This window comes from Nocardioides glacieisoli (assembly GCF_004137245.1).
Taxonomy (GTDB): domain Bacteria; phylum Actinomycetota; class Actinomycetes; order Propionibacteriales; family Nocardioidaceae; genus Nocardioides; species Nocardioides glacieisoli.
In genome coordinates, this window is sequence record NZ_SDWS01000010.1 from 64,124 (window position 1) to 87,768 (window position 23,645).

Consider the following 23,645-nt stretch of genomic DNA (forward strand, 5'->3'; position numbering starts at 1 on the left):
CCTACTGGGGAGCGTCGGTGGTGAGGATGATCGTCAACCGGTCGCGCTTCATCTCGCCCACCGCGGGCGAGGTGCGCTTGATGCCGAGGTCGAGGGCCAGCTGCTTGCCGGCGGCCTTGAGGCGCGGCGGGAAGTAGACCGTGGTCGTCGGCACGACGCCGTACCAGTTGTCCTCACCGACCACGGTCCAGCCGACCGTGGTGGCCTTCTGGGCAGTGGTGGCGGCGAGGCCCTTGATGCCGGAGTTGTTGAAGACCTCGACGTAGACCTCGGCCCGCTCGAGCCGCGGCTTCGGCTTCGGCTCTTTCGTCGGCTCGGCCTCGGGCTCGGCGCTCGGCGCCTGGTCGGCGCTCGCGATCGTCGCGGTGTTGTCCACGCGGCGCTCGGTCGGCGCCTGGTCGCGCGTCGCGACGAAGGTGACGGCGGCCATCGCGACTGCGAGGACCGAGAGCATCACGACGGGTGACGGGAAGGCCACGCCCCGCTCGTCACGGGGACGGCCCGGACGGCGGCGGAGCGAGGAACGGCCAGGACTGGGGAAGAAGGCCATGGGGAAGGAAGCCGATCGTGAGTGGTTGGTCAGATCTCGGTGGGTCAGACCTCGAAGCCGAGGCGGCGGGCGGAGCGCTGGCGCTGGCGGGACGCGCGGAGGCGACGCAGCCGGCGGACCAGCAGCGGGTCGGACTCGAGGGCCTCCGGGCGGTCGATGAGGGCGTTGAGGACCTGGTAGTAGCGGGTGGACGACATGTCGAACTTCTCGCGGACCGCCTGCTCCTTGGCGCCGGCGTACTTCCACCAGTGACGCTCGAACTCGAGGATGTCGCGGTCGCGCTGGCTCAGCCCCGGAGCAGTCTCCTGCTCGGTAGCGATGTGCTTCGCGGCTTCCATGCCATCTCCTCCTCGACCCCACACCCACCCGTGACCGGGTGGACGGGAGTGAGTCTAGGCGACGAACGACAACCATGTCATTCGCCTCCGGCGAGTCGTCTGGACAAACCGGCGGAATGCGGCGGATGCACAGGGGGGCCACCGGGAGGACACCGCGGGGTGACCTGCATGTCACCGGTCCTCGTTAGGGTTGCGGCGTGAGCCCATCGCAGCAGGCAGACCTCGTGATCGTGGCCAACCGCCTGCCCGTCGACCGGGTCACCCACCCGGACGGCAGCGTGTCGTGGCGGACCTCCCCCGGCGGCCTGGTCACAGCGCTCGAGCCGGTGCTGCGGGCCAACGACGGGGCCTGGATAGGGTGGCCCGGGTCCCCCGACGAGGAGGACGTCGAGCCGTTCGTCGAGGACGGCCTCTCGCTCGTCCCGGTGTCGCTGAGCGCGCGGGAGGTCGAGGAGTTCTACGAGGGCCTCTCCAACGGCACCCTCTGGCCGCTCTACCACGACGTCATCGCCAAGCCGGAGTTCCACCGCGAGTGGTGGGAGTCCTACGTCGAGGTCAACCAGCGCTTCGCCGACCGGGCCGCCGAGGTCGCCGCGGACGGCGCGACCGTGTGGGTGCAGGACTACCAGCTCCAGCTCGTGCCGCAGATGCTCCGCACCCAGCGGCCCGACCTGCGGATCGGCTTCTACCTCCACATCCCGTTCCCGCCCGCCGAGCTGTTCTCCCAGCTGCCGTGGCGCCGCCAGATCCTCGAAGGACTGCTCGGCGCCGACCTGATCGGCTTCCAGCTGCCGGGGGCGGCGGCGAACTTCGTACGACTCGTGCGCAGCCGCGTGGGCCACAAGACCCACCGCGACACCATCTACCTCCCCGACGGCAGGCCGGTGAAGGCGACGGCCTTCCCGATCTCGATCGACACGGCCGGCTTCGAGGAGCTGGCCCGCTCCGAGGGAGTCGAGAAGCGCGCCACCGAGATCCGCGAGGCCCTCGGCAACCCGCGCAAGATCTTCCTCGGTGTCGACCGCCTCGACTACACCAAGGGCATCCACTCGCGCCTGCGTGCCTTCGGCGAGCTGGTGCGCGACGGGGAGATCGACGTGGAGGACGCCGTCTTCGTGCAGGTCGCGACACCGTCGCGCGAGCGCGTCGAGCAGTACCGCATCCTGCGCGACGACATCGAGCGCCTCGTGGGCGGCATCAACGGTGACCACGGGCGCATCGGGCGCCCGGCGATCTCCTACATGCACTCGTCCTACCCCCGCGAGGAGATGGCCGCGCTCTACCGCGCCGCCGACGTCATGGTCGTCACGCCCTTCCGTGACGGGATGAACCTCGTCGCGAAGGAGTACGTCGCCTGCCGCTTCGACAACGACGGCGCCCTGGTGCTCTCGGAGTTCGCCGGCGCCGCGCAGGAGCTGCGCCAGGCCTGGCTCATCAACCCCTACGACATCGACGGGATGAAGGCCTCGCTGCTCGAGGCCTACGCCGCCGACAGCAAGGAGACCGGACGCCGGATGCGGGCGATGCGCAAGACGGTCGTGGCCAACGACGTCGCCAAGTGGGCGAAGGACTTCCTCGAGGAGCTGGTCTCGCTCCCCGAGCACCACGACAAGACCACCCGGCGCTCGCGGGCCGGCTGACCGCGACCTCTCGCGTTCAGGGGCGAGCCTCCGTCGCCACGTGCCGGGCGGTGTCGTCCTGCGCGACCATGATCGCCTCGATCTCCTTCACCAGCGCCGGTCCGAGCCGCGGCCACGAGGGGTCGTAGCCGTAGGTCTCGGCGAGGCCGATCGTCGCGCGGGTGCCGGTGGCGAAGTCGACGTCGCGCGGCGCGATGAGCCCCGGGTGCACGACCCCGATCGCCTCGGAGACCTTGAGCAGGTCCCGTCGCAGCGAGCGGACGTAGTTGGCCGCCCTCACGCTCTTGAGGCTGACGTCGAGGCCGCGGGTGTAGCGGGGGTTCTGCGTCGCGACACCGACCGGGCAGTGGTCGGTGTGGCACTTCTGCGCCTGGATGCACCCGATCGACATCATCGCCTCACGCCCGGCGTTGACCATGTCGACACCGAGGGCGAAGGCGACGATCGCGTTCTCGGGGATGCCGAGCTTGCCGGCGCCGATGAAGACCACGTCGTCGGCGAGCCCACCCTGCGCGAAGCGGCGGTAGACCTCCGCGAAGCCGATCCGGAACGGATAGGCGACCGAGTCGGCGAAGATCATCGGGGCGGCGCCGGTGCCGCCCTCACCGCCGTCGATGTTGACGAAGTCGACCCCGCGCTGACCCCCGGACATCGCCGCGACGAGCTCGTCCCACATCGTGAGGTTGCCGACCGCTGACTTGATCCCGACGGGCAGGCCGGTGTGCTGGGCGACGCTCTCGACGAAATCGAGCATCGAGTCGACGTCGTCGAAGACCTCGTGGCGGCTGGGCGAGGCGCAGTCCTTGCCCTCGGGGATGCCGCGGATGTCGGCGATCTCCTTGCTGACCTTCTCGCCCGGCAGCATCCCGCCGAGCCCTGGCTTGGCGCCCTGGCTCAGCTTGATCTCGATCGCGCGGACCGGCGCGGACTGCACGAGGTCGACGAGGCGGGACATGTCGAACTTCCCGTGCTCGTCGCGGCAGCCGAAGTAGGAGGTGCCGATCTGGAAGACGATGTCGCCGCCGTGGCGGTGGTGTGGTGACAGCGCGCCCTCACCGGTGTTCTGCAGGCAGCCGGCCATGGCGGCGCCCCTGTTGAGCGACTCGATCGCCTTGCCCGACAGCGAGCCGAAGCTCATCCCGGAGATGTTGACCACGGACTGCGGGCGGAAGGCGTGCTCCCGACCGCGCGCCGCGCCCATCACCTTGGCACACGGCAGGACGACCTCCTCCTGGGCGTGCGGCATGGTCGCGGCGCCCGGACCGGTGAAGGTGCGGTGCTTGATGACCGGGTAGCCCTCGACCGTCTCGACATCGTTGTCGGTGCCGAACCCGAAGTAGTTGTTCTCCAGCTTGGAGCTGGCGTAGACCCAGCGCCGCTGGTCACGGCTGAACGGGCGCTCCTCGTCGTTGCTGGTGACGATGTACTGGCGCAGCTCGGGACCGAACCGCTCGAGGAAGTAGCGCGCATGGCCCACGATCGGGAAGTTGCGGATGATCGCGTGCTTCGTCTGGACCAGGTCGTGCACCGTCGTGGCGGCCGCAGCCGCCGCGGTGCCGCCAAGGATCGCGTACCTCCACTTCATGGAGACATGCCTAGCCCTCACCCGGGGCCGTGTCGAGCAACGCGCGCTACGCGAGCTCCCCGCGCGCGAGGCTCACACCCGAGTGGGTGGGGTCGCCGTCGTCGGGCTCCACCGAGATGTCGACGATGCGGTAGCCCTTGTCGATGAGGCCGAGCGGCACCTCGAACTGGCCCTCGTCACCGGAGGCGAGCAGGCCGATGGCGACCATGCGCTTGCCGTCGACGTTGATCAGCCAGACCTCGTGCACCCCGTCCCCGTCGCCGAGCTCCTCGGCGCTGACGCGCAGCGTGACGGCGTCGGCCGTCTCGACGGCGCTCGCGACGCCACGCGCGGCGTCGGAGTCGAGCGCGGTCAGGTCGGCCGCGGCCACGACGGTGCCGGGATCGACCGCCTCGGGGGTGGGGGCAGGCTCACCGGTCAGCCGGCCGAGACCGAGCCCGGCGAGGAGTGCGAGCGCAGCCGCGATGCCGGCGAGCCACGGCGAGATCCCCCGACGGGCACGTGGGTGCGACTCGAGTGCGACGGGCAGCGGGATCGCGGCGGACCGTGCGTCCGGCGTGCCACGGCGTACGTGCGTCATCACCTGGGCGCGTACGTGCTGCGGGGGCGCCACCAGGGGGCCACCACCGGCCAGCGCTCGGGCCGCCGCGAAGGCGTCGACCGCCTCCGTGCACTGCAGGCAGCCGTCGACGTGGCGCTGCACGTCGGGGGACACGTCGTCGCGGTCGAGGGCGAGCCCTGCGAGGTCGTCGAGCTCAGCGTGACTCACGGCGCACCCCCTCGAGCTGCTGCTGGATGTGGATCAGTCCACGACGGACGTGGCTCTTCACGGTGCCGAGCGGGAGTCCGGTGGACTCCGAGATCTCGGCGTGGCTCTGTCCCTCCCAGAAGGCGAGGAACAGGATGGTCTTGCGCGGGTCGGGCAGGTCTTGCACGACTTGCCTGATCACCAGTTGTTCGGCGACGTCGTGCTCGGCGGATTGCTCGGAGGTGATTCCGACGCCGTCGACCGTGATCGCGGCCTCGGCCCGTCGGGCGTCGCGGGCCCGGGCCGCGCGCACGTCGGAGATCTTGTGCCGTGCGATGCCGATCAGCCAGGCGGGGAGCGCGGAAGGGCTCGGGGTCAGCGTGTGCCGGCTGTGCCAGGCAGCGACGAAGACCTGCTGGGTGGCGTCCTCGGCGTCGTGGGCGTCGCCGAGGGCGCGGTGGGCATAGGTGTGGACGAGGGCCGACCAGCGGTCGTAGACCTCTTCGAGGGCGGTTTCGTCACCGGCGACCAGACGCGCGGCGACGTCCTCGACGGACGTGTCGTGCTCGTCGTCGAACGTCACTGCCTCGGTCACCACGGGGCCACCGTACCGGGGCGTGCGGGTGGGGAACGCGACGACGGTCATCAGCGCTCCCCACCCGTCTCACGTCACGGCGTGCGTGGTGGTCGAGTCGTTCAGCTCAACTTCATCGGGCGCAGGACCCGGTCGATGCCGTGGGCGATCTGCTTGTTGCCCTTGTTGAGGTCGAGCGCGCTCAGGATGACCTTCGGGTCCTGGGCGCCCTTGTCCTTGTCCTTCAAGGTGATCTTCAGCTTCGGCTTCATCTGGACCTTGACCTTGACCGTCTTGCCGTTGGCCATCTTCAGCATGGCGCCGTTGGCCTTGAGCACCTTGGGGCTGGTCAGCGTCTTGCCGACCACGACGTGGTAGAGGAGCACGTCCTCGATGGTGTCCACGCCCGCCAGCTCGACGAGCGACTCGAAGATCTTCTTCTCGCTCTTGATGGTCTTGCCGGTCAGGTCCTTCACGAGGACGCGGAAGGCCTGGTCGGTGGGAGCGAAGACGGTCGCGCGCTTCGTGCCGTCGGCGACGATGGCGACCGGGGTGCCGGGCTTGGCGGCAACGACGGCGAAGGCAGCCTGCGTGAGGATGTCGAAGTCCTTGGCGTTCTTGTCGAACTCGTCACCGTCGGCGGTGAGGAGGCCGGCCAGGGCGTCCTCGCCGACCGCCTTCGCGTTGGCGGCCGGGGCGGCAGCCGTGATGGCGCCGAGGGCCAGGGCGGAGGTGGCGAGGAGTGCGGGTACGCGTCGCATCTGAGGGTCCTTCCGTCAGGGGCGCCGGTCGGCGCCCGTCACCCCCTTCTCGGTGCGAACGCAGCGTCCGGATGCACCGGGTGCGTAGATTTCTCGCATGGATCTCATCCCCACGCCCGAGCAGCTGGTCGCGGCGGCGGGCAACGTCGCCCACACGCTGCTCTACGGCGGGCTGGCCGACCTGCGCCCGATGCCCCGGACGCTCATCGACGACGGGGTCCTGCGGGAGGTCTACCACTACCGGCCGGCGGTCGACGTCGAGCAGACCGGCGACCCCGTCCTCCTGGTCAACCCGCTCGCCGCGCCGTCGCTGTGCTACGACCTGCGCCGCGACTGCTCGCTCGTCGAGCACCTGGTGATGGGCGGGCGGCCGACCTACCTCGTGGAGTACGGGCAGGTCTCCTTCAAGGACCGCGCCCTCGGCATGGAGCACTGGGTCGAGGAGGTGCTGCCGGAGGCGATCCGGGCGGTGCACGAGCACTCCGGCGGGCGGGGCGTGCACCTGGTCGGGTGGAGCCTCGGCGGCATCTTCGCGCTGCTCGTCGCCGCGGACCGGGCGGACCTGCCGATCGCCTCCCTCACGGTGGTCGGCTCCCCCGTCGACGTCACCAAGGTGCCCCTGATGGCACCGGTCCGGCCGCTGCTCAACCTGGGCCAGGGCACCGGCCTGGTGACGCGGGCCTACCGGGCGCTCGGCGGCGTACCGGTGCCGATCGTGAACTGGGCGTTCACGGCAGCCTCGGCCCAGAAGGTCGTGATGAAGCCGCTGGCCGTGGCGACGCACCTCGACGACACCGACTACCTCAAGCAGATGGAGGCCGTCACGCGGTTCATGTCGAGCATGACCGCCTACCCGGGCCGGACGTTCGGCCAGCTCTACCACCGCTTCGTCAAGGGCAACGCCCTCGCGGCCGGCCGGATGGAGATCGGCGACCGGACGATCGACCTCGCCGCGATCACGGTCCCGGTGCTGGTCTTCGCCGGCAACACCGACGGGATCGCGCCGCTGCCGGCGGTCCGCGCGGTCATCCCGCTGCTGACCGGCTCGCCGCAGGTGCGCTTCGAGATCGTGCCGGGCGGCCACCTCGGCATGCTCACCGGGCGCGCCGCCCGCGGCACGACGTGGGAGGTCATCGACGAGTGGGTCGCGGAGTGGTCGGCAGGGACACTGCCGGCGAAGAAGGCTGCGGCGAGGAGGACTCCTGCGAAGAAGGCGGCTGCCACGAAGGCGGCTGCCAAGAAGGCGCCTGCCACGAAGGCGCCTGCACGGAAGGCGCCTGCACGGAAGGCTCCGGCCAAGAAGGCTGCGGCCTCGAAGAAGGCTGCTGCTTCGAAGAAGGCGCCCACCAAGAAGGCCGCCTCCGCTGCCTCGATCGGCTCGAACCCCACGCGCCGCTACGGGTCGTCCGGCTCGCGCGCGCTGGGCCAGCGGTGACGACCGCGACCTCACCGGGCGCCTCGTCGCGCCTGTCGCACGGAGTCCGGATCGGCTACGGCAGCGGGTCGGTCGCGACCGGTGCCTTCGGCACGGTTCCCGGGCTGATGCTCCTGCCCTACCTCACCGACGAGCTCGGCATCGCGGCGCTGTGGGCGGGTGTGATCGTCTTCCTGCCGAAGGCGTGGGACGTCCTGCTCAACCCGGTCGCCGGTCGCGTGAGTGACCGCACGATCGACCCCGCCGGGCCGCGCAGGCCCTGGCTGATCCGGGCCGGCCTCATGCTGGCCGGTGCCTTCGCGCTCATCTTCGCGGCGCCCGACCTCGACAGCCGGTGGCTCGAGGCCGGGTGGGTCCTCGTGTTCTACGTGCTGGCCGCGTCGGCGTACGCCTTCTTCCAGGTGCCCTACGTCGCGATGCCCGCGGAGATCACGAGGTCGTACGACGAGCGCACCCGGCTGATGACGTGGCGGGTCGCGATCCTGGCGTTCACGATCATGCTGGCCGGCGCGACGGCGCCGGTGATCCGCGACGCGATCGGCGGGCGCGACGGCTATCGGGTGATGGGTGTCGTGATGGCCGTCGTCATCCTCGTCGGCGTGGTCGGTGCGTGGTGGGGCACCCGGTCCGCGCCCATCGGTGCCGTCGGCGCCGGGGCGGGCACGCTGCGCGAGCAGCTGCGGGTGGTCGGGCAGGCCCGCGACTTCCGCGTCCTGCTGACGACGTTCGTCCTGCAGGCGCTGGCCACGGGCTCCATGCTTGCCGGCGTCCCCTACGTCGCCGACGACCTCCTGGGAAGCACGGCCGCCGCCACGATCCTCTTCGTCTGCTTCGTCGGACCCGCGCTGCTGCTGACGCCGGTGTGGGCGCGGTGGGGCGAGCGGGTCGGCAAGAAGCGGGGGTACGTCGCCGCGTCGCTGGTGCTCGCCGCCGGTGCCGCGCTCGCCGTGCTCGCGCGCGGCGGCAACGACGTGTGGACCTTCGTCGCGACCGGGCTGGTCGGCGTGGGGTACGCCGGGTGCCAGGTCTTCCCGATGGCGATGCTGCCCGACGTCGCGGCCGTCGACGCCGCACGGACGGGCGAGAACCGGGCGGGCGTCTACACCGGGGTGTGGACGGCTGCGGAGACGCTCGGCCTGGCCCTCGGCACCGCGGTGTTCGCGCTGATGCTCGCGCTGGGCGGCTACCTCTCCAGCGAAGGGCGCGACCTCGGCCAGCCAGACTCGGCACTGACCGCGATCGCGCTGGGCTTCTCGCTGGTGCCTGCGGCGCTGACGGCCGCGAGCCTGTGGTGGCTGCGGCAGTACACCCTCGATCCCGCCGAGGTGGCGGCTGCCACGTCCGGACCAGGAGGTTCCGATGTCTGACCCGCTCGAGCGGCTCCGGGCCCTGCAGGGTGCCGACCTCCCGGTCCACGGAGGCCGCACCCTGGCCTACGTCTACGACTCCGGCGACCCCGAGGTCGACCGGGTCGCCCGCGAGGCGGTCGCCGCCTACGCCGCGTCCAACGCCCTCGACCCGACGGCGTTCCCCTCGCTGCTGCAGATGGAGAACGAGCTGGTCGGCTTCGCGTGCGGCCTCCTCGACGCGCCCGACAGCGCGGTCGGCACGGTGACCTCCGGCGGCACGGAGTCCATCCTGCTGGCGGTGCAGGGGGCGCGCGACGCCCGCCCGGACGTCGTACGACCGCGGATGGTGCTGCCCGCGACGGCGCACGCCGCGTTCCACAAGGCGGCGCACTACTTCGGGGTCGAGGCGGTGCTCGTGCCGGTCGGACCCGACTTCCGCGCCGACGCAGCGGCGATGGCCGACGCGATCTACGACGACACGGTGCTGGTCGTGGCCAGCGCACCGTCGTACGCCCACGGCGTGGTGGACCCGGTCACCGAGATCGCCGCCGCCGCAGCCGCCCGGGGCGTGCGCTGCCACGTCGATGCGTGCATCGGCGGGTGGGTGCTGCCCTACGCCGCCCGGCTCGGTCGCGCCGTGCCGCCGTGGACGTTCGCGGTGGAGGGGGTCACGTCGATCTCGGTCGACACCCACAAGTACGCCTACGCCCCCAAGGGCACGTCGCTGCTGCTGCACCGCGACGCGGCCCTGCGCAAGCCGCAGTTCTTCGCCTCCGCCGCCTGGCCCGGCTACACGATGCTCAACGCGACGACCCAGTCGACGCGGTCCGGCGGACCGATCGCCGGGACCTGGGCGGTCGTCGAGCACATCGGCGACGCGGGCTACGCCGAGCTGACGGACCAGGCGTTGACTGCGGTCGACGCGATCGTCGCCTGCATCGAGCGGGAGCCCGCGCTGCGCCTGGTCGTGGCGCCCGACTCGACCCTCGTCACGCTGGCGACCGACGACACCCTCGACCCGTTCACGCTCACCGACGAGCTGGTCGCGCGCGGGTGGTACGTCCAGCCGCAGCTGTCGTACGCCGACCACGGCCCGAGCATCCACCTGTCCGTCAGCGCGGGGACGCTCACGCACGTGGACGACTTCGCGTCGGCACTGGGCGAGTCGGTGGCAGCGGCCCAGGCAGTCGGCCCGGTGGCGGTCGATGCCGGGGTGGTCGCCTTCATCGAGGCGCTCGACCCGGCCACGCTGGGCGACGACGACTTCGACGGGCTGCTGGCCGCGTCGGGACTGGTCGGCGCCTCCGCGGAGGGCGACCTCGAGCTGCCCAGCCGGATGGCTGAGGTCAACGCGATGCTCGACGTGGCGTCACCGGCGATGCGCGAGGCGTTGCTCGTGGCGTTCCTCGACCGGCTGCAGAGGCCGACGAGATGAGCTCCCTGGCGAGGCTCGTCGAGAAGGGGCGCGTCGCGCCCGACTGGGCCGAGGCGCTCGCGCCGGTCGACGAGCAGATCGCGGCCATGGGTCGCTTCCTGCAGGAGGAGTCGGCGGCCGGGCGGGGCTACCAGCCCGCTGCCGACCGAGTCTTCCGGGCGTTCGAGCGCCCGCTCGCCGACGTACGCGTGCTGGCGGTGGGGCAGGACCCCTATCCCAACCCGCAGCACCCGATCGGGCTGAGCTTCGCGGTCGAGCGGGGCGTGTGGCCGCTGCCGCCGAGCCTGCGCAACATCTATCTCGAGCTGCGCGACGACCTCGGGATCATGCCGCCCCGGCACGGCGACCTGTCGGCGTGGGCCGACCAGGGCGTGATGCTGCTCAACAGGTGCCTCACGGTGCGCCCGGGCGACTCCAACAGCCACCAGCGCAAGGGCTGGGAGGCGATCACCGAGCGCGCGATCGTCGCGCTCGCCGAGCGCGGTGGTCCGTGCGTGGCGGTGCTGTGGGGCCGTCCCGCCCAGTCGCTGAAGCCGCTGCTCGGGTCGATCCCGTCGGTCGAGTCGGTGCACCCGTCACCGCTGAGCGCGCACCGCGGGTTCCTCGGCTCCAAGCCGTTCAGCAAGGTCAACCGGCTGCTCGAGGAGCAGGGCTCGGATCCGATCGACTGGGCTCTTCCGGAGTACGACAACGTGCCGCCGCGGTAGTCCAGTGGCCTTCGGTCGTCGATCGGGCGCCGGAGAAACCGATTGTCACTGGACTACCCGGGGAATATAGTTGAATCTCGGACTATTGAGGATGTCATGACCACTGCGATGCCCGCCCTCTACATCGGCCACGGTGCGCCGCCGCTGCTCGACGACCCGATCTGGTCCGGCCAGCTCTCGGCCTGGGCCGCCGACCTGCCGCGCCCCAAGGCGATCCTCATCGTGAGCGCCCACTGGGAATCGGCCCCGGTCAGCCTGTCGGCAAGCCGGGCTCCGCTGGTCTACGACTTCGGCGGGTTCGCGCCGAAGTACTACGAGATGACCTACGAGACGCCCGACGCCACGGCGCTGGCGCAACGGGTCGCGGCGATGATGCCCGACGGCGAGCCGGTCCACCAGCACGTCTCCCGCGGTCTCGACCATGGCGCGTGGGTGCCGCTGAAGATCATGTACCCCGAGGCGGACATCCCGGTCCTGCAGATGTCGCTGCCCACCGACGACCCCCACCGGCTGATGAAGCTCGGCGAGCGCCTGCGCCCGTTGCGCGAGGAGGGCGTGCTGATCGTCGGGTCGGGCTTCCTCACCCACGGCCTGCCGTTCCTCAAGGAGTTCCGCATCGAGGCCGAGGCTCCCGGCTGGTCGGTCGACTTCGACCTCTGGGCCGCCGAAGCGCTGGCCCGCGGCGACGTCGACCTGCTGTCGGACTACAAGGCCAAGGCGCCGGGCATGCCGTATGCCCACCCGACCGTCGAGCACTACACGCCGCTCTTCGTGACTCTCGGTGCAGCGACGGCCGCCGACGCACCGGGCATCCAGGTCATCGACGGCTACTGGATGGGGCTCTCGAAGCGGTCGCTGCAGGTGGCCTGACACCCGGCACTAAAGTCGCAGGATGCGCGTCCTCTCGATCCAGTCCCACGTCGCCTACGGCCACGTCGGCAACTCCGCGGCCGTCTTCCCGCTCCAGCGCCTCGGCCACGAGGTATGGCCGGTGCTGACGGTGAACTTCTCCAACCACACCGGCTACGGCGCGTGGCGCGGGCCACTGATCCCGGCCGAGGACGTCGCCGCGGTGATCACGGGCATCGGCGAGCGGGGCGTCTTCGCGTCCTGCGACGCGATCCTGTCTGGCTACCAGGGATCGCCGGAGATCGCGGACGTCATCGCCGACGCGGTCGCGCAGGTCAAGGCGGCCAACCCCGCGGCGACGTACACCTGCGACCCCGTCATGGGCAACGCGACGTCGGGCTGCTTCGTGAACCCGGCCATCCCGCCGAAGTACGTCTCGACGGTCATCCCCGTCGCCGACGTGCTGACGCCCAACCAGTTCGAGCTCGGCTTCATCACCGACCGCGACGCCCTCAGCCGTACGTCGTCCCTCGACGACATCCTCATCGCAGTCGACGAGGTGCGCGGCCTCGGCCCCTCGACGGTGCTGGTCACCTCGGTCGACCGGGACGGCGCCGCCGACGACACGATCGAGATGCTCGCCGTCACCGGTGACGGTGCCTGGCTGGTGAGCACGCCCCGCCTCCCGATGAAGGCCAACGGCTCCGGCGACATCACCGCAGCGCTCTTCACCGCGCACCTGAAGGAGACGGGCTCCCCCGCCGAGGCGCTGGCCCGGACGGCCTCGTCGGTCTTCGCGGTGCTGAAGGAGACCCTCGACTCCGGCGAGCGCGAGCTGCGCCTCATCGCCGCCCAGGACGCCATCGCCGACCCGGCGTGCGAGTTCGGGGTCGAGCAGGTCCGCTGATGTCGACTCTTGGGCGAATCCTCGTGGTCGGGGCACTGCTGGCCCTGCCCGCGTGCACGAACACTGGCGAGCCGAGCTCCACGTCCGCCACGGTTTCGGCGTCTGACTCGGCGCCGTCCGCCGACGAAAGCACGGCCGGAGACCCCGTCGCCGTGCCCCTCGCGACCCCGGTGCCGCCCGACGACCTGCCAGGTGACGACGAGGAGTTCCTCGACCGGGCCACGGCCAACCTCGACAGGGCCGACATCGACCTCAGGATCTCCGACGAGAAGCTCGTCGACCGTGGTCGCACCTTCTGCTCGATCCTTAGCGGCGGGGGCATGGTGGCCGCCAAGGTCGATGTGTGGGCCGCGTCCCTCGAGTTCGACGACGGCAGCGGGGAGGTCTTCGACGCCGCAGTCGACGCCTACTGCCCGAACCTTCTCGATGGGTACCGCGAGATCAGGACGGGCGACCAGAGCGCCGAGCCGACTCACGAGGAGCGTGGCGACCTGGCGCGGTTCTTCCTCGACTGGCGCAAGGTCCCCACGGACGACATGACCGACGGTGACCTCTCGACCGACGCGGCGGCCGTCTGTCTGGCGCCGTCGGGAGCGCGATGGCTGCGCAGCAAGGACGTCAGTCGAACCTTGCGTCATGTCAGCGACGCCGACCAGATCTCGCACCTCTTCGCCCTTACCCTGGCCTACTGCGACGACCGGCTCGACGACCTCGACAAGGCCTTCGCGTCCGAGGCGTAGTACCCCGCGGTCGTCAGTACGACTTCCCGTCGGCGTAGCGCTGCCGTCGCCAGGCCCGCCCGTTCCCCCGGTTGCGGGCCTTGAACGTCGGCAACTGGGAGTCGCAGTTCGGGCAGACCAGCCGCAGGTTCTCGCGCCGGTTGTTGGTCGAGTCGCCGTCGACGTGGTCGAGGACGAGCCTCAGCTCGCTGCCCTGCCATGTCGTCGAGCACCGGCACAAGGCGCACCGACTCTCCTGCTGCTCGAGGAGGTAGGACCGGACGTAGTGACCGATGCCGCTGCCGGTGTGAGCGACGCCGGTCTCGAGCCAGAGCGCGATGTTCCGCTTGCGCTCCATCGCACGCTGGCACCGATTGCTGCAGAAGACCTTCTGGTGGCGCCTGGTCAGGGCCGCGCCGCACCCGAGGCAACTCATGGCTCCACGCTAGGGAGCGGGTCCGACAGCGAGCCGCGTGAGAGATTCGAACTCTCGCAACCCAATTTACAAGATTGGTGCTCTACCCCTGAGCTAACGCGGCGTGCGTCCGGGGGACGCGGCGGCAATCCTAGTCAGGCCTTCCGGCTGAGATGATGAGGCCCGTGAGCCTCCTCCACCTGCCGCACCACGACGGCTCCCCGCTCTACGTCTCCGACGAGGCGCCCGGCCTGGGCGACACGGTGACCGTGCGGGTCCGGACCAGCGCCGCCGACCCGGTGGAGGCGATCTGGCTGCGGACGACGTACGACGCCGAGCCGGTCTTCTACCCGACCACCTCGACCGCCGACGGCCACGCCGTGTGGTGGGAGGCGGCCCTGCCGGTGCACAACCCGGTCACGCACTACCGGTTCCTGCTCGTCCGGGCCGACGGCACGCAGCAGTGGCTGACCGGCGCCGGCACCGTCGACCACGACGTCCCCGACGGCAACGACTTCCGGCTCGCAGCCTTCCCGTCGGCACCGGACTGGGGACGCGACGCCGTGGTCTACCAGGTGTTCCCCGACCGGTTCGCGCGGTCCGCGGCGGCCGACGAGCGCGAGGTCCCCGACTGGGCGCTGGCGGCCGAGTGGGACGACGAGGTGTGCTTCGAGGGCGGCGACCCCCGCACGCCGATGCAGCTCTACGGCGGCGACCTCGACGGCATCACCGAGCACCTCGACCACGTCGAGCAGGTCGGCGCCGACGTCGTCTACACGACTCCGGTGTTCCCGGGCGAGAGCAACCACCGCTACAACGCGACCACATTCACCGCGGTCGACCCGCTCCTGGGCGGCGACGAGGCCTACGCCCGGCTCAGCGCGGCGGTCCACGCCCGCGGCTGGCGGATCCTGGGCGACCTCACGACCAACCACACCGGCGACACCCACGAGTGGTTCCTGTCCGCGGTCGACGGCGTCGACGACCCGCACCGCTCCTTCTACTACTTCGAGGAGGACGGCACCTACGCCTGCTGGATGGGCCACGGCACGCTGCCCAAGATCAACCACGCCAACCACGACGTCCGGCACGCGATGGTCGAGGGACCGCACTCGGTGGTCGGGCGCTGGCTCCGGCCGCCGTACGACGTCGACGGCTGGCGCATCGACGTCGCCAACATGACCGGTCGGCTGGCCGACATCGACGTCGCGCACGAGGTCGCGCGGGCGGTGCGCGCCACCGCCGCCGAGCTGCGCGAGGACCCGTGGGTCATCGGCGAGCACAACCACGACGCGACCGGCGACATCGACGGCGACGGCTGGCACGGCACGATGAACTACTCCGGCTTCTCGTGGCCGGTGTGGTCGTGGCTGCGCGACCCCTCGTCGCCCGCACGCGCCTTCGGCCGGCCGGTTCCGGTCCCCCGACGCGACGGCGCGACCGTCGTCGAGACGCTCCGTGCGTGGCAGGGCACGCTGGGGTGGCGGGCGACCGCGTCGAGCTGGAACATCCTCGGCTCCCACGACTCCGCCCGGATCCGCACCGTCGTCGGCGGCGACGCCGCCGTGCACCGGGTCGCGGCCGGCCTGCAGTTCACCCTGCCCGGCGTGCCGATGCTGTTCGCCGGCGACGAGATCGGCCTCGAGGGCGTCAACGGCGAGGACTCGCGGCGCACCATGCCGTGGCACCGACCCGACGACTGGGACCGCACCACCCTGGCGGCGTACGCCGACCTCGCGCAGGTGCGTCGTGCCCACGTCGCCCTCCGGCGCGGCGGGCTGCGATGGGCGCACGTCGACGACGACACCATCGCCTTCGTGCGCGAGCACCCCGACGGCTCGGCGCTCGTCGTCGCGCGGCGGGCCGCAGCGCCGGCCTTCTCCCTGCCCCTCGATCCGGGCCGGCACGTGCTCGGGTCGGAGCCGGGCGGCGCCGACCTGACGAGCAGCCCCGACGGCGTGGAGGTGCCGGCGACGGACGGCCCGCGCGTCGACATCTGGGCCCTCGACTAGGACTAGGGTCGTCCCATGGCCATGCGGATCGTCGCCAACCGGCCGGACCCGGCCATCCTCGGCCTGCCGTGGCACCTCCCGCTCGAGGAGTGGCCGGACGACGTCGTCGTACCCCTCCCGCGCGGGCTGTCGCGCCACATCGTGCGCATCGTGCGGCTCGGCGACCGGGTCTACGCCGTCAAGGAGACCCAGGACGACATCGCCTTCCGCGAGTACCGCCTGCTCCGCGACCTCCAGCGGATCGGGATGCCGGCGGTGGTGCCGCAGGGTGTCGTCACCGGCCGCGAGTCCGCCGACGGCGAGGAGCTGCCGGCGGCCCTGATCACCCGGCACCTGCAGTTCTCCCTTCCCTACCGCAGCCTCTTCAGCCGCGGCATGACCGCGGAGCAGGTGCCGACGCTGATCGACGCGATCGTCGTGCTGCTCGTCCGCCTGCACCTGGCCGGCTTCTACTGGGGCGACGTGTCGCTGTCCAACGTGCTGTTCCGGCGCAACGCCGGCGAGTTCTCGGCCTACCTCGTCGACGCCGAGACCGGGGAGCTGCGCGACGAGGTGAGCGAGCGGATGCGGGAGTACGACATCACCGTCGGCTGCGAGAACATCTTCGCCGAGCTGATGGACCTCGAGGCCAGCGGCGCCGTGCACGAGATCGACGGCTTCCAGATCATCGAGCACCTGCGCACGCGCTACGAGGCGCTGTGGGGCGAGCTGACCGGCCTGGAGGAGTTCCGGGCTGACGAGATGTGGCGCATCGAGCAGCGCGTGGAGCGGCTCAACGAGCTCGGCTTCGACGTCGACGAGCTCGACATCGTCACCGACCTCGACGGCGACACCATCCGCATCCAGCCCAAGGTCGTCGACCTCGGCCACCACGCCCGGGAGATCCAGGCGCTGACCGGCATGAGCGTCGAGGAGAACCAGGCCCGCCGGCTGCTCAACGACCTCGCCGCCTTCACCGCGCACTTCGACCTCGGCCGCGAGGACCGGCACCTCGTGGCGAGCAAGTGGATGCACGCCATCTTCGAGCCGATCATGGCGATGATCCCGCCCGACGCGTCCGGCAAGCTGGAGCCGGCCGAGGTCTTCCACGAGATCCTCGAGCACCGCTGGTACCTCTCCGAGCAGGCCGGCCAGCAGGTCGACATCTTCGAGACCGCCCGCGACTACATCGACCGCTTCCTGACCACCAAGCCGGACGAGGCGATCACCGGCGACGAGGCGGTCACGGACCCGGAGTGACGGGCCGACCCCCGTTTGTGGGGAGTGCGACCGACGAGTCGGCAGCAGAGGATCCGAGGACCACCATCCACCGGAGGCCCCCATGCGCCTGGTCCACGCCGTCGTGACGGCACTGCTGCTCACCCTGCTTGCCGCACCAGGGGTCGCAGCGACTCCCTCCTCGGACCACAAGGCGCAGCGCGCCCGGGTGACCATCTCGGCCTCCCCGGAGTGGGTGAAGAAGGGCGGCGTCGTGACGCTGACCGGCACCGTCAAGGGCGTGCGAGGTCGGGTCCCCGTCACGATCTTCCAGAAGACCAAGGGCAAGTCGTGGGTCGTGGAGGCGGTCAAGCGGACCAGCCGCAAGGGCCGCTTCACCCACCGCGAGGACGTGAAGTCCGGCGACCGCACCTACAGGGCGTGCGTGAAGCGGGCGTGCGACAGCGTCCTGGTGCACATGGGCCAGCAGCCGAAGCAGACCACCGCTGTCTCCATCACCGGGCAGAGCGCGTCGACGGTCGAGGCCGGCCAGGCGTTCACGGTGGCGGGTGCGGCCAGCCGGAACCTCGACGGTCGGACGGTCGAGGTCCAGGCCTACCAGGCAGCAGCGGAGTCGTGGGGCGTGATCGGTAGCGCAGTCGTGGCGAACGGCGCATGGACGTCGACGACCAGCCTCTCGACAGCCGGCAAGTCGGTCCCGGTGCGGGTGGCGTTCCCCGGTGGCGTCGGGCTCAAGGACTCGACGAGCGCCGCCGTGTCCATGACCGTCTACGGCTGGTACTACCTCTCGGACCGTGACCGCGTGGACAGCCTGCGCTTCGACGACGGCTCGGCGTTCATCGCGGGGACGCCCTACTCGCACTCCGTCTTCAACAGCTCCGACTTCTGGTGGGAGGCCAAGCCGTGGGGAGAGTGGAACCTCAGCGACTCCTGCACGACGTTCGACGCTTCCATCGGGCTCGACGACGAGTCGGAGACCGGCTTCAAGGTCGGGTTCCGCTCGTGGGCCGACAGCGTGGAGCGGTCGCACGGGATCATGACCACCGGGCAGGCGCCGACGCGCGTCACCTTCGACGTCACGGGCGTCTTCCGCCTGCGCCTCCAGGACGAGTACGTCGCGGGCTCAAGCGGCAGCGGCAGTGGCTACGGCTGGGGCGTGTGGGGCGACGCCCGCGTCCTCTGCGCCTTCTGACCCTTCGAGCCGGGCTGGGGAGCGTGGGGTTCCTCAGCCCGGTTCGATCGGCGACCAGTCGCCGACGAGCCAGGACCCGTCGGTGCGCAGCCGCACCCACTGGAGGCCGATCGGTCGCCCGTCGGCGTACGTCACGAGGCTGACGTCGGCGTCGCGGCGGGGCTTGCTGCCGAGCGCGATGGCGTACGCCGCACCACCGGTGGTGCCGTTGGTCCACGTCCACCCCGACTCGCCGCCCTCGCCCGTCACCTCGGTGGGCCCGGACTGCACGTGGGTGTGGCCGCCGAGCACGAGGTCGACGCAGCCGCGGGCGAGCGCCTCGCGGCCGAGGTTGGCGTCGTGGACGAGCACGGTGCTCACCCGCTCGCCGTCGTCGGCGGCCGCGCAGGCCGCGTCGGCGAGCCGCTCCCCCACCTCGGTGAAGCTGAGGCCGGACTCCTCGCGCCAGTTGCCCAGCCCGCTGCTGCGCGGGTCGTCGACGCCCAGCAGGGTGCCGCCCCAGGGAGCGTCGACCGCCTCGCCGTCGAGCATCGTCCAGCCCTCGTCGGCGAGGTAGGTGCTGACGAAGGTCCCGTGGTCGTGGTTGCCGGCGACGCCGAAGCGGTCCCAGTCATCGAACGCCGCCGCGAGGGAGTCGAGGCTGAAGGCCTCCCACGGCTGGCCGGTGGAGGTGTCGTCCCCTGCGTCGAGCACCACGGTCGCCCCGGCCGCCTCGCCGATCGCGCGGGCGACGCGGTCCATGCCGATGTTGTCGTGCCGGTCGCTCACCAGCAGCGCGACGGTCTCGCCGTCCTCGGGCTGCCGGACGGCGAGGTCCGCGGCGCCCTCGGCGGCCGTGGAGTAGAACTCCTTGCTCTTGTCATAGGTGTCGATCGCGCTCAGCACGAGGCGCTTGCTCTGGGTCGTGACGGGGCCGGAGCGGACCTCGATGTCGCGCACCTCCGCAGGCAGCTCGACGTCGGGACCGGCGAGCTCGGCCAGCGTCTGCCAGGTCCCCTGCTCCTCCTGGGTCTCCTCCCTCGACTGCCAGGGTTGCCAGATCAGCAGCGGCAGCACCGCCAGCAGCGCCGCGGCGAGCACCCCCTGGCGCGTACGCATGCCGCGGAACAGCTGGCCGCGTCGGTGCCGGCCGAGCAGCAGGAAGACCGCGACGGGCAGCAGGCCGACGCCCAGCCCGCGGATCGCGGCCGAGACCGCCATGTCGACCACGACCCCCTGCACCTTCTCCACTGGTGCCGCCGGGTCGCCGGCGATGTAGGCGTAGCGCTCGACCAGCTCCTCGATGGAGCCGACCTCGGTCTTGCCGAGGGTGATCGTGACGCCGATCGCTCCGACGTCGCGGAACCGGAAGTCCGGCAGCAGCGGCCCCGTCTGCACCACCGCGTCGCGCGCCATCGTGGGTCGTACGACGGCGTCGTGCCCGACCAGGACGGTCGTGCGACTGCTGTTGAGGAAGAGCGAGACCGCGACCGCCAACCCGAGCGCCACGCTGCCGGCCAGCAGCACGGCACCGACGAGCACGCGGCGTGGGGTGGTCATCCGGGGAGGCGGGCCTGCGAGATCGCGTAGAGGGCGACCGAGGCGGCCACCCCGGCATTGAGGGACTCCAGCTGCCCGGCCATCGGGATCGAGACGATCTGGTCGCAGGTCTCGGCGACCAGGCGACCGAGGCCGGTGCCCTCCGACCCGACCACGACGACGAGCGGTCCCTCGGCGAGCCCGTCGGGCGCGACGAGCTCGGGCAGCGAGATGTCGCCGTCGGCGGCGAGGCCGACGACCATGCAGCCCGCCTCCTGGTAGGCCTTGAGCTGGCGGGTCAGGTTGACCGTCTGCGCGATCGGAAGACGCGCGGCCGCGCCGGCGCTGGTCTTCCAGGCCGAGGCGGTCATGCCGGCCGCGCGGCGCTCGGGGATGAGCACGCCGTGCGCGCCGAAGCCCGCGGCCGAGCGCACCACGGCGCCGAGGTTGCGCGGGTCGGTGACGGAGTCGAGGGCGACGATGAGCGCCGGCTCCTTGGCCTCGTCGGCACGGTCGAGCAGGTCGTCGGCGTGGGCGTACTCGTAGGCCGGCAGCCGTGCGGCGAGGCCCTGGTGGACCGCCCCGCTGGTCATCCGGTCCATCTCGTTGCGGGTGACCTCGAGCAGCTTGACCCCCTGCTCCGCGGCGAGCTTGAAGGCCTCGCGCAGCCGGTTGTCGCGCTCGGCACCCTCGGCGACGTAGACCGCCGTCACCGGCACGCCGCCGCGCAGCAGCTCGACGACGGAGTTGCGCCCGGCTGCCCACTCGGCGTCGGACGTCGTACGCCGCTTGGCCCGCGTGTCCTTGGACTTCTCGGCGCGCTTCGCCGCCTTGTGCGCCTGGTGGTAGGGCCGCTCCGTCGCCTTGGGCGTCGGACCCCTGCCCTCGAGCCCGCGACGGACGCGGCCGCCCGAGCCGGCGGTGGGGTTGCCCTTGCCGGTCTTCTTGATGGCGCCCTTGCGCTTGCTGTTGCCTGCCATGTCAGCTCACCGTCCACTTGGGGCCGGCGGGGGTGTCCTCCACCTCGACGCCGGCGTTCTTGATCTGGTCGCGGATGGCGTCCGCACGCGCCCAGTCCTTCGCCTCGCGTGCCGCCGTCCGCTCGGCCAGGAGTCCTTGCACCAGCGCGTCGATCACGCTGGTCAGCTTGTCGTCGTCGTCGGCGCCGTTGGCCCACGCCTCGTCGGCGGGGTTGAGGCCGAGCACGTCGAGCATCGCGATGACCTCGCCGAACTTCTGGCTGAGCTCGTCGGAGGCGCCGTCGACGAGCAGGCGGTTGCCCTCGCGGACGGAGTCGTGGATGACCGCGACGGCGGCCGGCGTACCGAGGTCGTCGTCCATCGCCTGCACGAAGGCGTCGGGCAGCGAGGCGAACCAGCCGCCCACCACGCCGGAGGCCCGGTCGAGGAAGTCCTCGATCCGGCGGAAGCCCTTGGCCGCCTCGTCGAGCGCCTCGAAGCTGAACTCGACGTGCGAGCGGTAGTGCGCGGAAACCATGTAGTAGCGCAGCTCGATGCCGCGCACCCGCTCGAGCACCGACGGGACGAGCAACGAGTTGCCGAGCGACTTGCTCATCTTCTCGCCGGCGGTGGTGATCCAGGCGTTGTGCAGCCAGTAGGACGAGAACGGCCGGCCGGCAGCGCGCGACTGGGCCTGCTCGTTCTCGTGGTGGGGGAAGCGCAGGTCGACGCCGCCGCCGTGGATGTCGAAGGCGGGACCGAGGTACTTGCCGGCCATCGCCGAGCACTCGATGTGCCAACCGGGCCGACCGGGGCCGTAGGGGGACGGCCAGGCCGCAGTCTGCGGCTCGGTCTCCTGCTTCCACCCCTTCCACAGCGCGAAGTCGCGGGGGTCGCGCTTGCCGCGCGGGTCCGCGTCGCCGGCCGGCTCCATGTCCTCGACCTTCTGGCGGGTCAGCTCGCCGTAGGCCGGCCAGCTGCGGACGTCGAAGTAGACATCGCCGCTGCCGTCCTCGGCCGCGTAGGCGTGGCCGCGGGCGACCAGCTGCTCGATCAGCTCGAGGATCTCCGGGACGTGCCCGGTCGCACCCGGTTCGTACGTCGGCGGGAGGACGTTGATCGCGGCGAGGGCCTTGTCGAGCTCGCGCTTCATCGCGGCGGCGAGGGCGTACCAGTGGACGCCCTGCTCCGCGGACCTGGCGAGGATCTTGTCGTCGATGTCGGTGACGTTGCGGATGAAGTCGACGGTGTAGCCGGTGGCCGCGAGCCAGCGGCGCAGCACGTCGAAGTTCACCGCCGAGCGGACGTGCCCGACGTGCGGCTCGCTCTGGACGGTGAGGCCACACACGTAGATCCCCGCCCGGCCCTGCTGCAGGGGGACGAAGTCGCGCGTCTCGCGCGTCGCGGTGTCGTGGAGCCTCAGGGTCACCCGCCGAGTCTAGGGGCGCAGGCGCGACAACGAAGAAGTGTCGCGCACGAGGTCCTGTGGCTCCTGGGACGGGTGGGATTTCGCGGGGTATCGTCGTCCGGTGCTCCGACGCCGCGCCGCCGCGCTCCTCCTGCTCCCGCTCGTCCTCGGCGCGCTGGCGCCCACTCCCGCCGCCCACGCCGAGCCGCGCGTCCGCGCGACTCCGCACGTCTCGCTGGTGTCCTGGAGCTCGTACGCCGACCTCAAGGCCGGCACCCGCGCCGGACTGAAGCTCGGCCGCGGCCAGGTGTCGCTGCGCAAGGCCAAGCCGCGCACGGTCGCGGGCCGCCGCTACGAGGCGGGCACCTGGACGTCGCCGTGGTCGACGCCGGGCTTCGACGCGACCGCCCTCATCCCGACCTGGGAGGCGACCACGCCCGGCAAGAGCCTGGTCCGCGTCGAGGTGCGCGCGATGGCCACCGACGGGACCACCGGCAGCTGGGACACCATGGCCGACTGGTCCCGCACCGGGCGCCCTGTCGCGCGGACGACGTACTCCGGCCAGTCCGACGACCTCGGCCGCGTCAGCGTCGACACGTGGTACGCCGCCTCCTCGATCGCGTCGTGGCAGGTCCGCGTCACCCTGATGCGGCCCCGCGGGTCGAGCCTGGCGGTCAGCCTCGAGCGCGTCGGCGGCGTCGCGTCGCTCGACGCGAGCGCGCCGCGACCCACCTCGACGCCCGGCCCGGCGGTCGGCACGGTCCTCCCCGTCCCGACGCTGTCGCAGATGGTGCACGACGGGCACTACCCGCAGTGGGGTGGCGGTGGCGAGGCGTGGTGCTCGGCCGCCTCGACCGCGATGGTGCTGGGCTACTACGGCATCTCCCCCGCGCCGACCGGCATCACGCCCGGTCATGTCGACGCAGTGGTCGACCACACCGCCAAGATGGTCTACGACCACGGCTACGACGGCACCGGCAACTGGGCCTTCAACACCGCCTACGCCGCCACCCTCGTCGGCGGCGACTCCTACGTCACCCGGATGAGCGGGCTGCGCGAGGCGGAGGACTACATCGCCGCCGGCATGCCGCTGGTCGTCTCCGTCGCGTTCGGCCGCAACCAGCTGGCGGGGGCGCCTATCTCGGCGAGCAACGGCCACCTGATGGTGGTCGTCGGCTTCGAGGCCGACGGCGACGTCGTCGTCAACGACCCCGCCGGCGCCACGAACGCCGAGGTGCGCCGCGTCTACGACCGGGCGCAGTTCGAGCGGATCTGGATCAGCGCCTCCGGCGGGACGGCGTACGTCATCCGCAACAGCTAGGTCGA

At 71.4% G+C, this 23,645-nt stretch carries 22 protein-coding genes and 1 tRNA gene; 12 read left to right on the forward strand and 11 right to left on the reverse strand.

Annotation, left to right across the window (positions count from 1 at the left end; all coding sequences use genetic code 11):
- Nucleotide 1: 1 nt before the first annotated feature.
- Together EUA06_RS18810 and EUA06_RS18815 are read right to left on the reverse strand one after the other, a co-directional pair.
- Nucleotides 2-478, reverse strand: coding sequence for a LytR C-terminal domain-containing protein (locus tag EUA06_RS18810; protein ID WP_242498250.1), 477 nt, complete (start codon nucleotides 476-478; stop codon nucleotides 2-4).
- 116 nt (nucleotides 479-594) lie between these two features.
- Nucleotides 595-888 carry a nucleoid-associated protein NapA gene (locus tag EUA06_RS18815; protein ID WP_129478669.1) on the reverse strand — a complete coding sequence of 98 codons (294 nt, stop codon included), beginning with the start codon at nucleotides 886-888 and terminating at the stop codon, nucleotides 595-597.
- Between the two features lie 197 nt (nucleotides 889-1,085).
- Here EUA06_RS18815 and EUA06_RS18820 point away from each other — a divergent pair, with 197 nt between their 5' ends.
- A complete protein-coding gene (locus EUA06_RS18820; protein WP_129478671.1) occupies nucleotides 1,086-2,528 on the forward strand; it encodes an alpha,alpha-trehalose-phosphate synthase (UDP-forming) in 1,443 nt (480 codons plus the stop codon).
- A 16-nt stretch (nucleotides 2,529-2,544) separates the two neighbouring features.
- Here the strand turns inward: EUA06_RS18820 and EUA06_RS18825 are convergent, their stop codons facing one another.
- The 4 genes from EUA06_RS18825 to EUA06_RS18840 all read right to left on the reverse strand — a co-directional run bounded on the left by EUA06_RS18825 (nucleotide 2,545) and on the right by EUA06_RS18840 (nucleotide 6,196).
- Entirely contained in the window at nucleotides 2,545-4,113 is a 1,569-nt protein-coding gene (locus EUA06_RS18825; protein WP_129478673.1) for an FMN-binding glutamate synthase family protein, read from the reverse strand.
- Nucleotides 4,114-4,159: 46 nt separating this feature from the next.
- On the reverse strand, nucleotides 4,160-4,882 hold the full coding sequence (locus EUA06_RS18830; protein ID WP_129478675.1) for an anti-sigma factor: 723 nt from the start codon (nucleotides 4,880-4,882) through the stop codon (nucleotides 4,160-4,162).
- A complete protein-coding gene (locus tag EUA06_RS18835; protein ID WP_165354448.1) occupies nucleotides 4,869-5,459 on the reverse strand; it encodes an RNA polymerase sigma factor in 591 nt (196 codons plus the stop codon). Before EUA06_RS18835 ends, EUA06_RS18830 begins: the two co-directional genes overlap by 14 nt.
- A gap of 98 nt (nucleotides 5,460-5,557) precedes the next feature.
- Nucleotides 5,558-6,196 (reverse strand): fasciclin domain-containing protein, encoded by a 639-nt coding sequence (locus EUA06_RS18840; protein ID WP_129478678.1) that lies wholly within the window; start codon nucleotides 6,194-6,196, stop codon nucleotides 5,558-5,560.
- Nucleotides 6,197-6,293: 97 nt separating this feature from the next.
- Here EUA06_RS18840 and EUA06_RS18845 point away from each other — a divergent pair, with 97 nt between their 5' ends.
- From EUA06_RS18845 to EUA06_RS18875, 7 genes are all read left to right on the forward strand, one after another.
- On the forward strand, nucleotides 6,294-7,631 hold the full coding sequence (locus tag EUA06_RS18845; protein WP_129478680.1) for an alpha/beta fold hydrolase: 1,338 nt from the start codon (nucleotides 6,294-6,296) through the stop codon (nucleotides 7,629-7,631).
- Complete coding sequence (locus EUA06_RS18850) at nucleotides 7,628-8,998, forward strand: MFS transporter (protein WP_129478683.1); 1,371 nt, start codon at nucleotides 7,628-7,630, stop codon at nucleotides 8,996-8,998. The genes EUA06_RS18845 and EUA06_RS18850 overlap by 4 nt, the downstream gene beginning before the upstream one ends.
- Nucleotides 8,991-10,415 (forward strand): pyridoxal phosphate-dependent decarboxylase family protein, encoded by a 1,425-nt coding sequence (locus tag EUA06_RS18855; protein WP_129478685.1) that lies wholly within the window; start codon nucleotides 8,991-8,993, stop codon nucleotides 10,413-10,415. Before EUA06_RS18850 ends, EUA06_RS18855 begins: the two co-directional genes overlap by 8 nt.
- Nucleotides 10,412-11,122, forward strand: coding sequence for a uracil-DNA glycosylase (locus EUA06_RS18860; RefSeq protein WP_129478687.1), 711 nt, complete (start codon nucleotides 10,412-10,414; stop codon nucleotides 11,120-11,122). The genes EUA06_RS18855 and EUA06_RS18860 overlap by 4 nt, the downstream gene beginning before the upstream one ends.
- A gap of 96 nt (nucleotides 11,123-11,218) precedes the next feature.
- Entirely contained in the window at nucleotides 11,219-11,992 is a 774-nt protein-coding gene (locus tag EUA06_RS18865) for a dioxygenase family protein (RefSeq protein ID WP_207208435.1), read from the forward strand.
- A gap of 22 nt (nucleotides 11,993-12,014) precedes the next feature.
- Nucleotides 12,015-12,878: a pyridoxal kinase PdxY gene (pdxY, locus tag EUA06_RS18870; RefSeq protein WP_129478689.1), complete on the forward strand. Its 864-nt coding sequence runs from the start codon at nucleotides 12,015-12,017 to the stop codon at nucleotides 12,876-12,878.
- Between the two features lie 152 nt (nucleotides 12,879-13,030).
- Nucleotides 13,031-13,618, forward strand: a complete 588-nt coding sequence (locus EUA06_RS18875; RefSeq protein ID WP_129478691.1) for a DUF732 domain-containing protein — start codon at nucleotides 13,031-13,033, stop codon at nucleotides 13,616-13,618.
- Nucleotides 13,619-13,631: 13 nt separating this feature from the next.
- On the opposite strand, the gene EUA06_RS18880 is transcribed toward EUA06_RS18875, so the two are convergent.
- On the reverse strand, nucleotides 13,632-14,033 hold the full coding sequence (locus tag EUA06_RS18880) for an HNH endonuclease family protein (protein ID WP_129478694.1): 402 nt from the start codon (nucleotides 14,031-14,033) through the stop codon (nucleotides 13,632-13,634).
- Between the two features lie 31 nt (nucleotides 14,034-14,064).
- Nucleotides 14,065-14,136 (reverse strand) — tRNA-Thr (locus tag EUA06_RS18885).
- 61 nt (nucleotides 14,137-14,197) lie between these two features.
- On the opposite strand from EUA06_RS18885, the gene EUA06_RS18890 reads away from it, so the two are divergent.
- The 3 genes from EUA06_RS18890 (at nucleotide 14,198) to EUA06_RS18900 (ending at nucleotide 18,434) form a co-directional block, all read left to right on the forward strand.
- Nucleotides 14,198-16,024 carry a glycoside hydrolase family 13 protein gene (locus EUA06_RS18890; protein WP_129478696.1) on the forward strand — a complete coding sequence of 609 codons (1,827 nt, stop codon included), beginning with the start codon at nucleotides 14,198-14,200 and terminating at the stop codon, nucleotides 16,022-16,024.
- Between the two features lie 15 nt (nucleotides 16,025-16,039).
- The gene (locus EUA06_RS18895) at nucleotides 16,040-17,263 is read left to right on the forward strand and encodes a DUF4032 domain-containing protein (RefSeq protein ID WP_129478698.1); all 1,224 of its coding nucleotides are present in this window, start codon (nucleotides 16,040-16,042) and stop codon (nucleotides 17,261-17,263) included.
- 82 nt (nucleotides 17,264-17,345) lie between these two features.
- Entirely contained in the window at nucleotides 17,346-18,434 is a 1,089-nt protein-coding gene (locus tag EUA06_RS18900) for an NPCBM/NEW2 domain-containing protein (protein ID WP_129478700.1), read from the forward strand.
- Between the two features lie 33 nt (nucleotides 18,435-18,467).
- On the opposite strand, the gene EUA06_RS18905 is transcribed toward EUA06_RS18900, so the two are convergent.
- From EUA06_RS18905 to cysS, 3 genes are read right to left on the reverse strand one after another with little or no spacing between them, the layout of a single operon-like run.
- The gene (locus tag EUA06_RS18905) at nucleotides 18,468-19,973 is read right to left on the reverse strand and encodes a metallophosphoesterase (RefSeq protein WP_129478701.1); all 1,506 of its coding nucleotides are present in this window, start codon (nucleotides 19,971-19,973) and stop codon (nucleotides 18,468-18,470) included.
- Nucleotides 19,970-20,932 (reverse strand): 23S rRNA (guanosine(2251)-2'-O)-methyltransferase RlmB, encoded by a 963-nt coding sequence (rlmB, locus tag EUA06_RS18910; RefSeq protein WP_129478703.1) that lies wholly within the window; start codon nucleotides 20,930-20,932, stop codon nucleotides 19,970-19,972. Before rlmB ends, EUA06_RS18905 begins: the two co-directional genes overlap by 4 nt.
- Before the next feature lies 1 nt (nucleotide 20,933).
- The gene (gene cysS, locus EUA06_RS18915) at nucleotides 20,934-22,340 is read right to left on the reverse strand and encodes a cysteine--tRNA ligase (RefSeq protein WP_129478705.1); all 1,407 of its coding nucleotides are present in this window, start codon (nucleotides 22,338-22,340) and stop codon (nucleotides 20,934-20,936) included.
- Nucleotides 22,341-22,440: 100 nt separating this feature from the next.
- Here cysS and EUA06_RS18920 point away from each other — a divergent pair, with 100 nt between their 5' ends.
- Complete coding sequence (locus EUA06_RS18920) at nucleotides 22,441-23,640, forward strand: peptidase C39 family protein (RefSeq protein ID WP_129478707.1); 1,200 nt, start codon at nucleotides 22,441-22,443, stop codon at nucleotides 23,638-23,640.
- Nucleotides 23,641-23,645 lie beyond the last annotated feature (5 nt).

Coding starts and splice junctions, on each gene's coding strand:
- EUA06_RS18815 (WP_129478669.1), bottom strand. CDS start 888: ATGGAAGCCGCGAAGCACATCGCTACCGAGCAGGAGACTGCTCCGGGG.
- EUA06_RS18825 (WP_129478673.1), bottom strand. CDS start 4,113: ATGAAGTGGAGGTACGCGATCCTTGGCGGCACCGCGGCGGCTGCGGCC.
- EUA06_RS18840 (WP_129478678.1), bottom strand. CDS start 6,196: ATGCGACGCGTACCCGCACTCCTCGCCACCTCCGCCCTGGCCCTCGGC.
- EUA06_RS18845 (WP_129478680.1), top strand. CDS start 6,294: ATGGATCTCATCCCCACGCCCGAGCAGCTGGTCGCGGCGGCGGGCAAC.
- EUA06_RS18855 (WP_129478685.1), top strand. CDS start 8,991: ATGTCTGACCCGCTCGAGCGGCTCCGGGCCCTGCAGGGTGCCGACCTC.
- EUA06_RS18860 (WP_129478687.1), top strand. CDS start 10,412: ATGAGCTCCCTGGCGAGGCTCGTCGAGAAGGGGCGCGTCGCGCCCGAC.
- EUA06_RS18865 (WP_207208435.1), top strand. CDS start 11,219: ATGACCACTGCGATGCCCGCCCTCTACATCGGCCACGGTGCGCCGCCG.
- pdxY (WP_129478689.1), top strand. CDS start 12,015: ATGCGCGTCCTCTCGATCCAGTCCCACGTCGCCTACGGCCACGTCGGC.
- EUA06_RS18880 (WP_129478694.1), bottom strand. CDS start 14,033: ATGAGTTGCCTCGGGTGCGGCGCGGCCCTGACCAGGCGCCACCAGAAG.
- EUA06_RS18895 (WP_129478698.1), top strand. CDS start 16,040: ATGGCCATGCGGATCGTCGCCAACCGGCCGGACCCGGCCATCCTCGGC.
- EUA06_RS18900 (WP_129478700.1), top strand. CDS start 17,346: ATGCGCCTGGTCCACGCCGTCGTGACGGCACTGCTGCTCACCCTGCTT.
- EUA06_RS18905 (WP_129478701.1), bottom strand. CDS start 19,973: ATGACCACCCCACGCCGCGTGCTCGTCGGTGCCGTGCTGCTGGCCGGC.
- rlmB (WP_129478703.1), bottom strand. CDS start 20,932: ATGGCAGGCAACAGCAAGCGCAAGGGCGCCATCAAGAAGACCGGCAAG.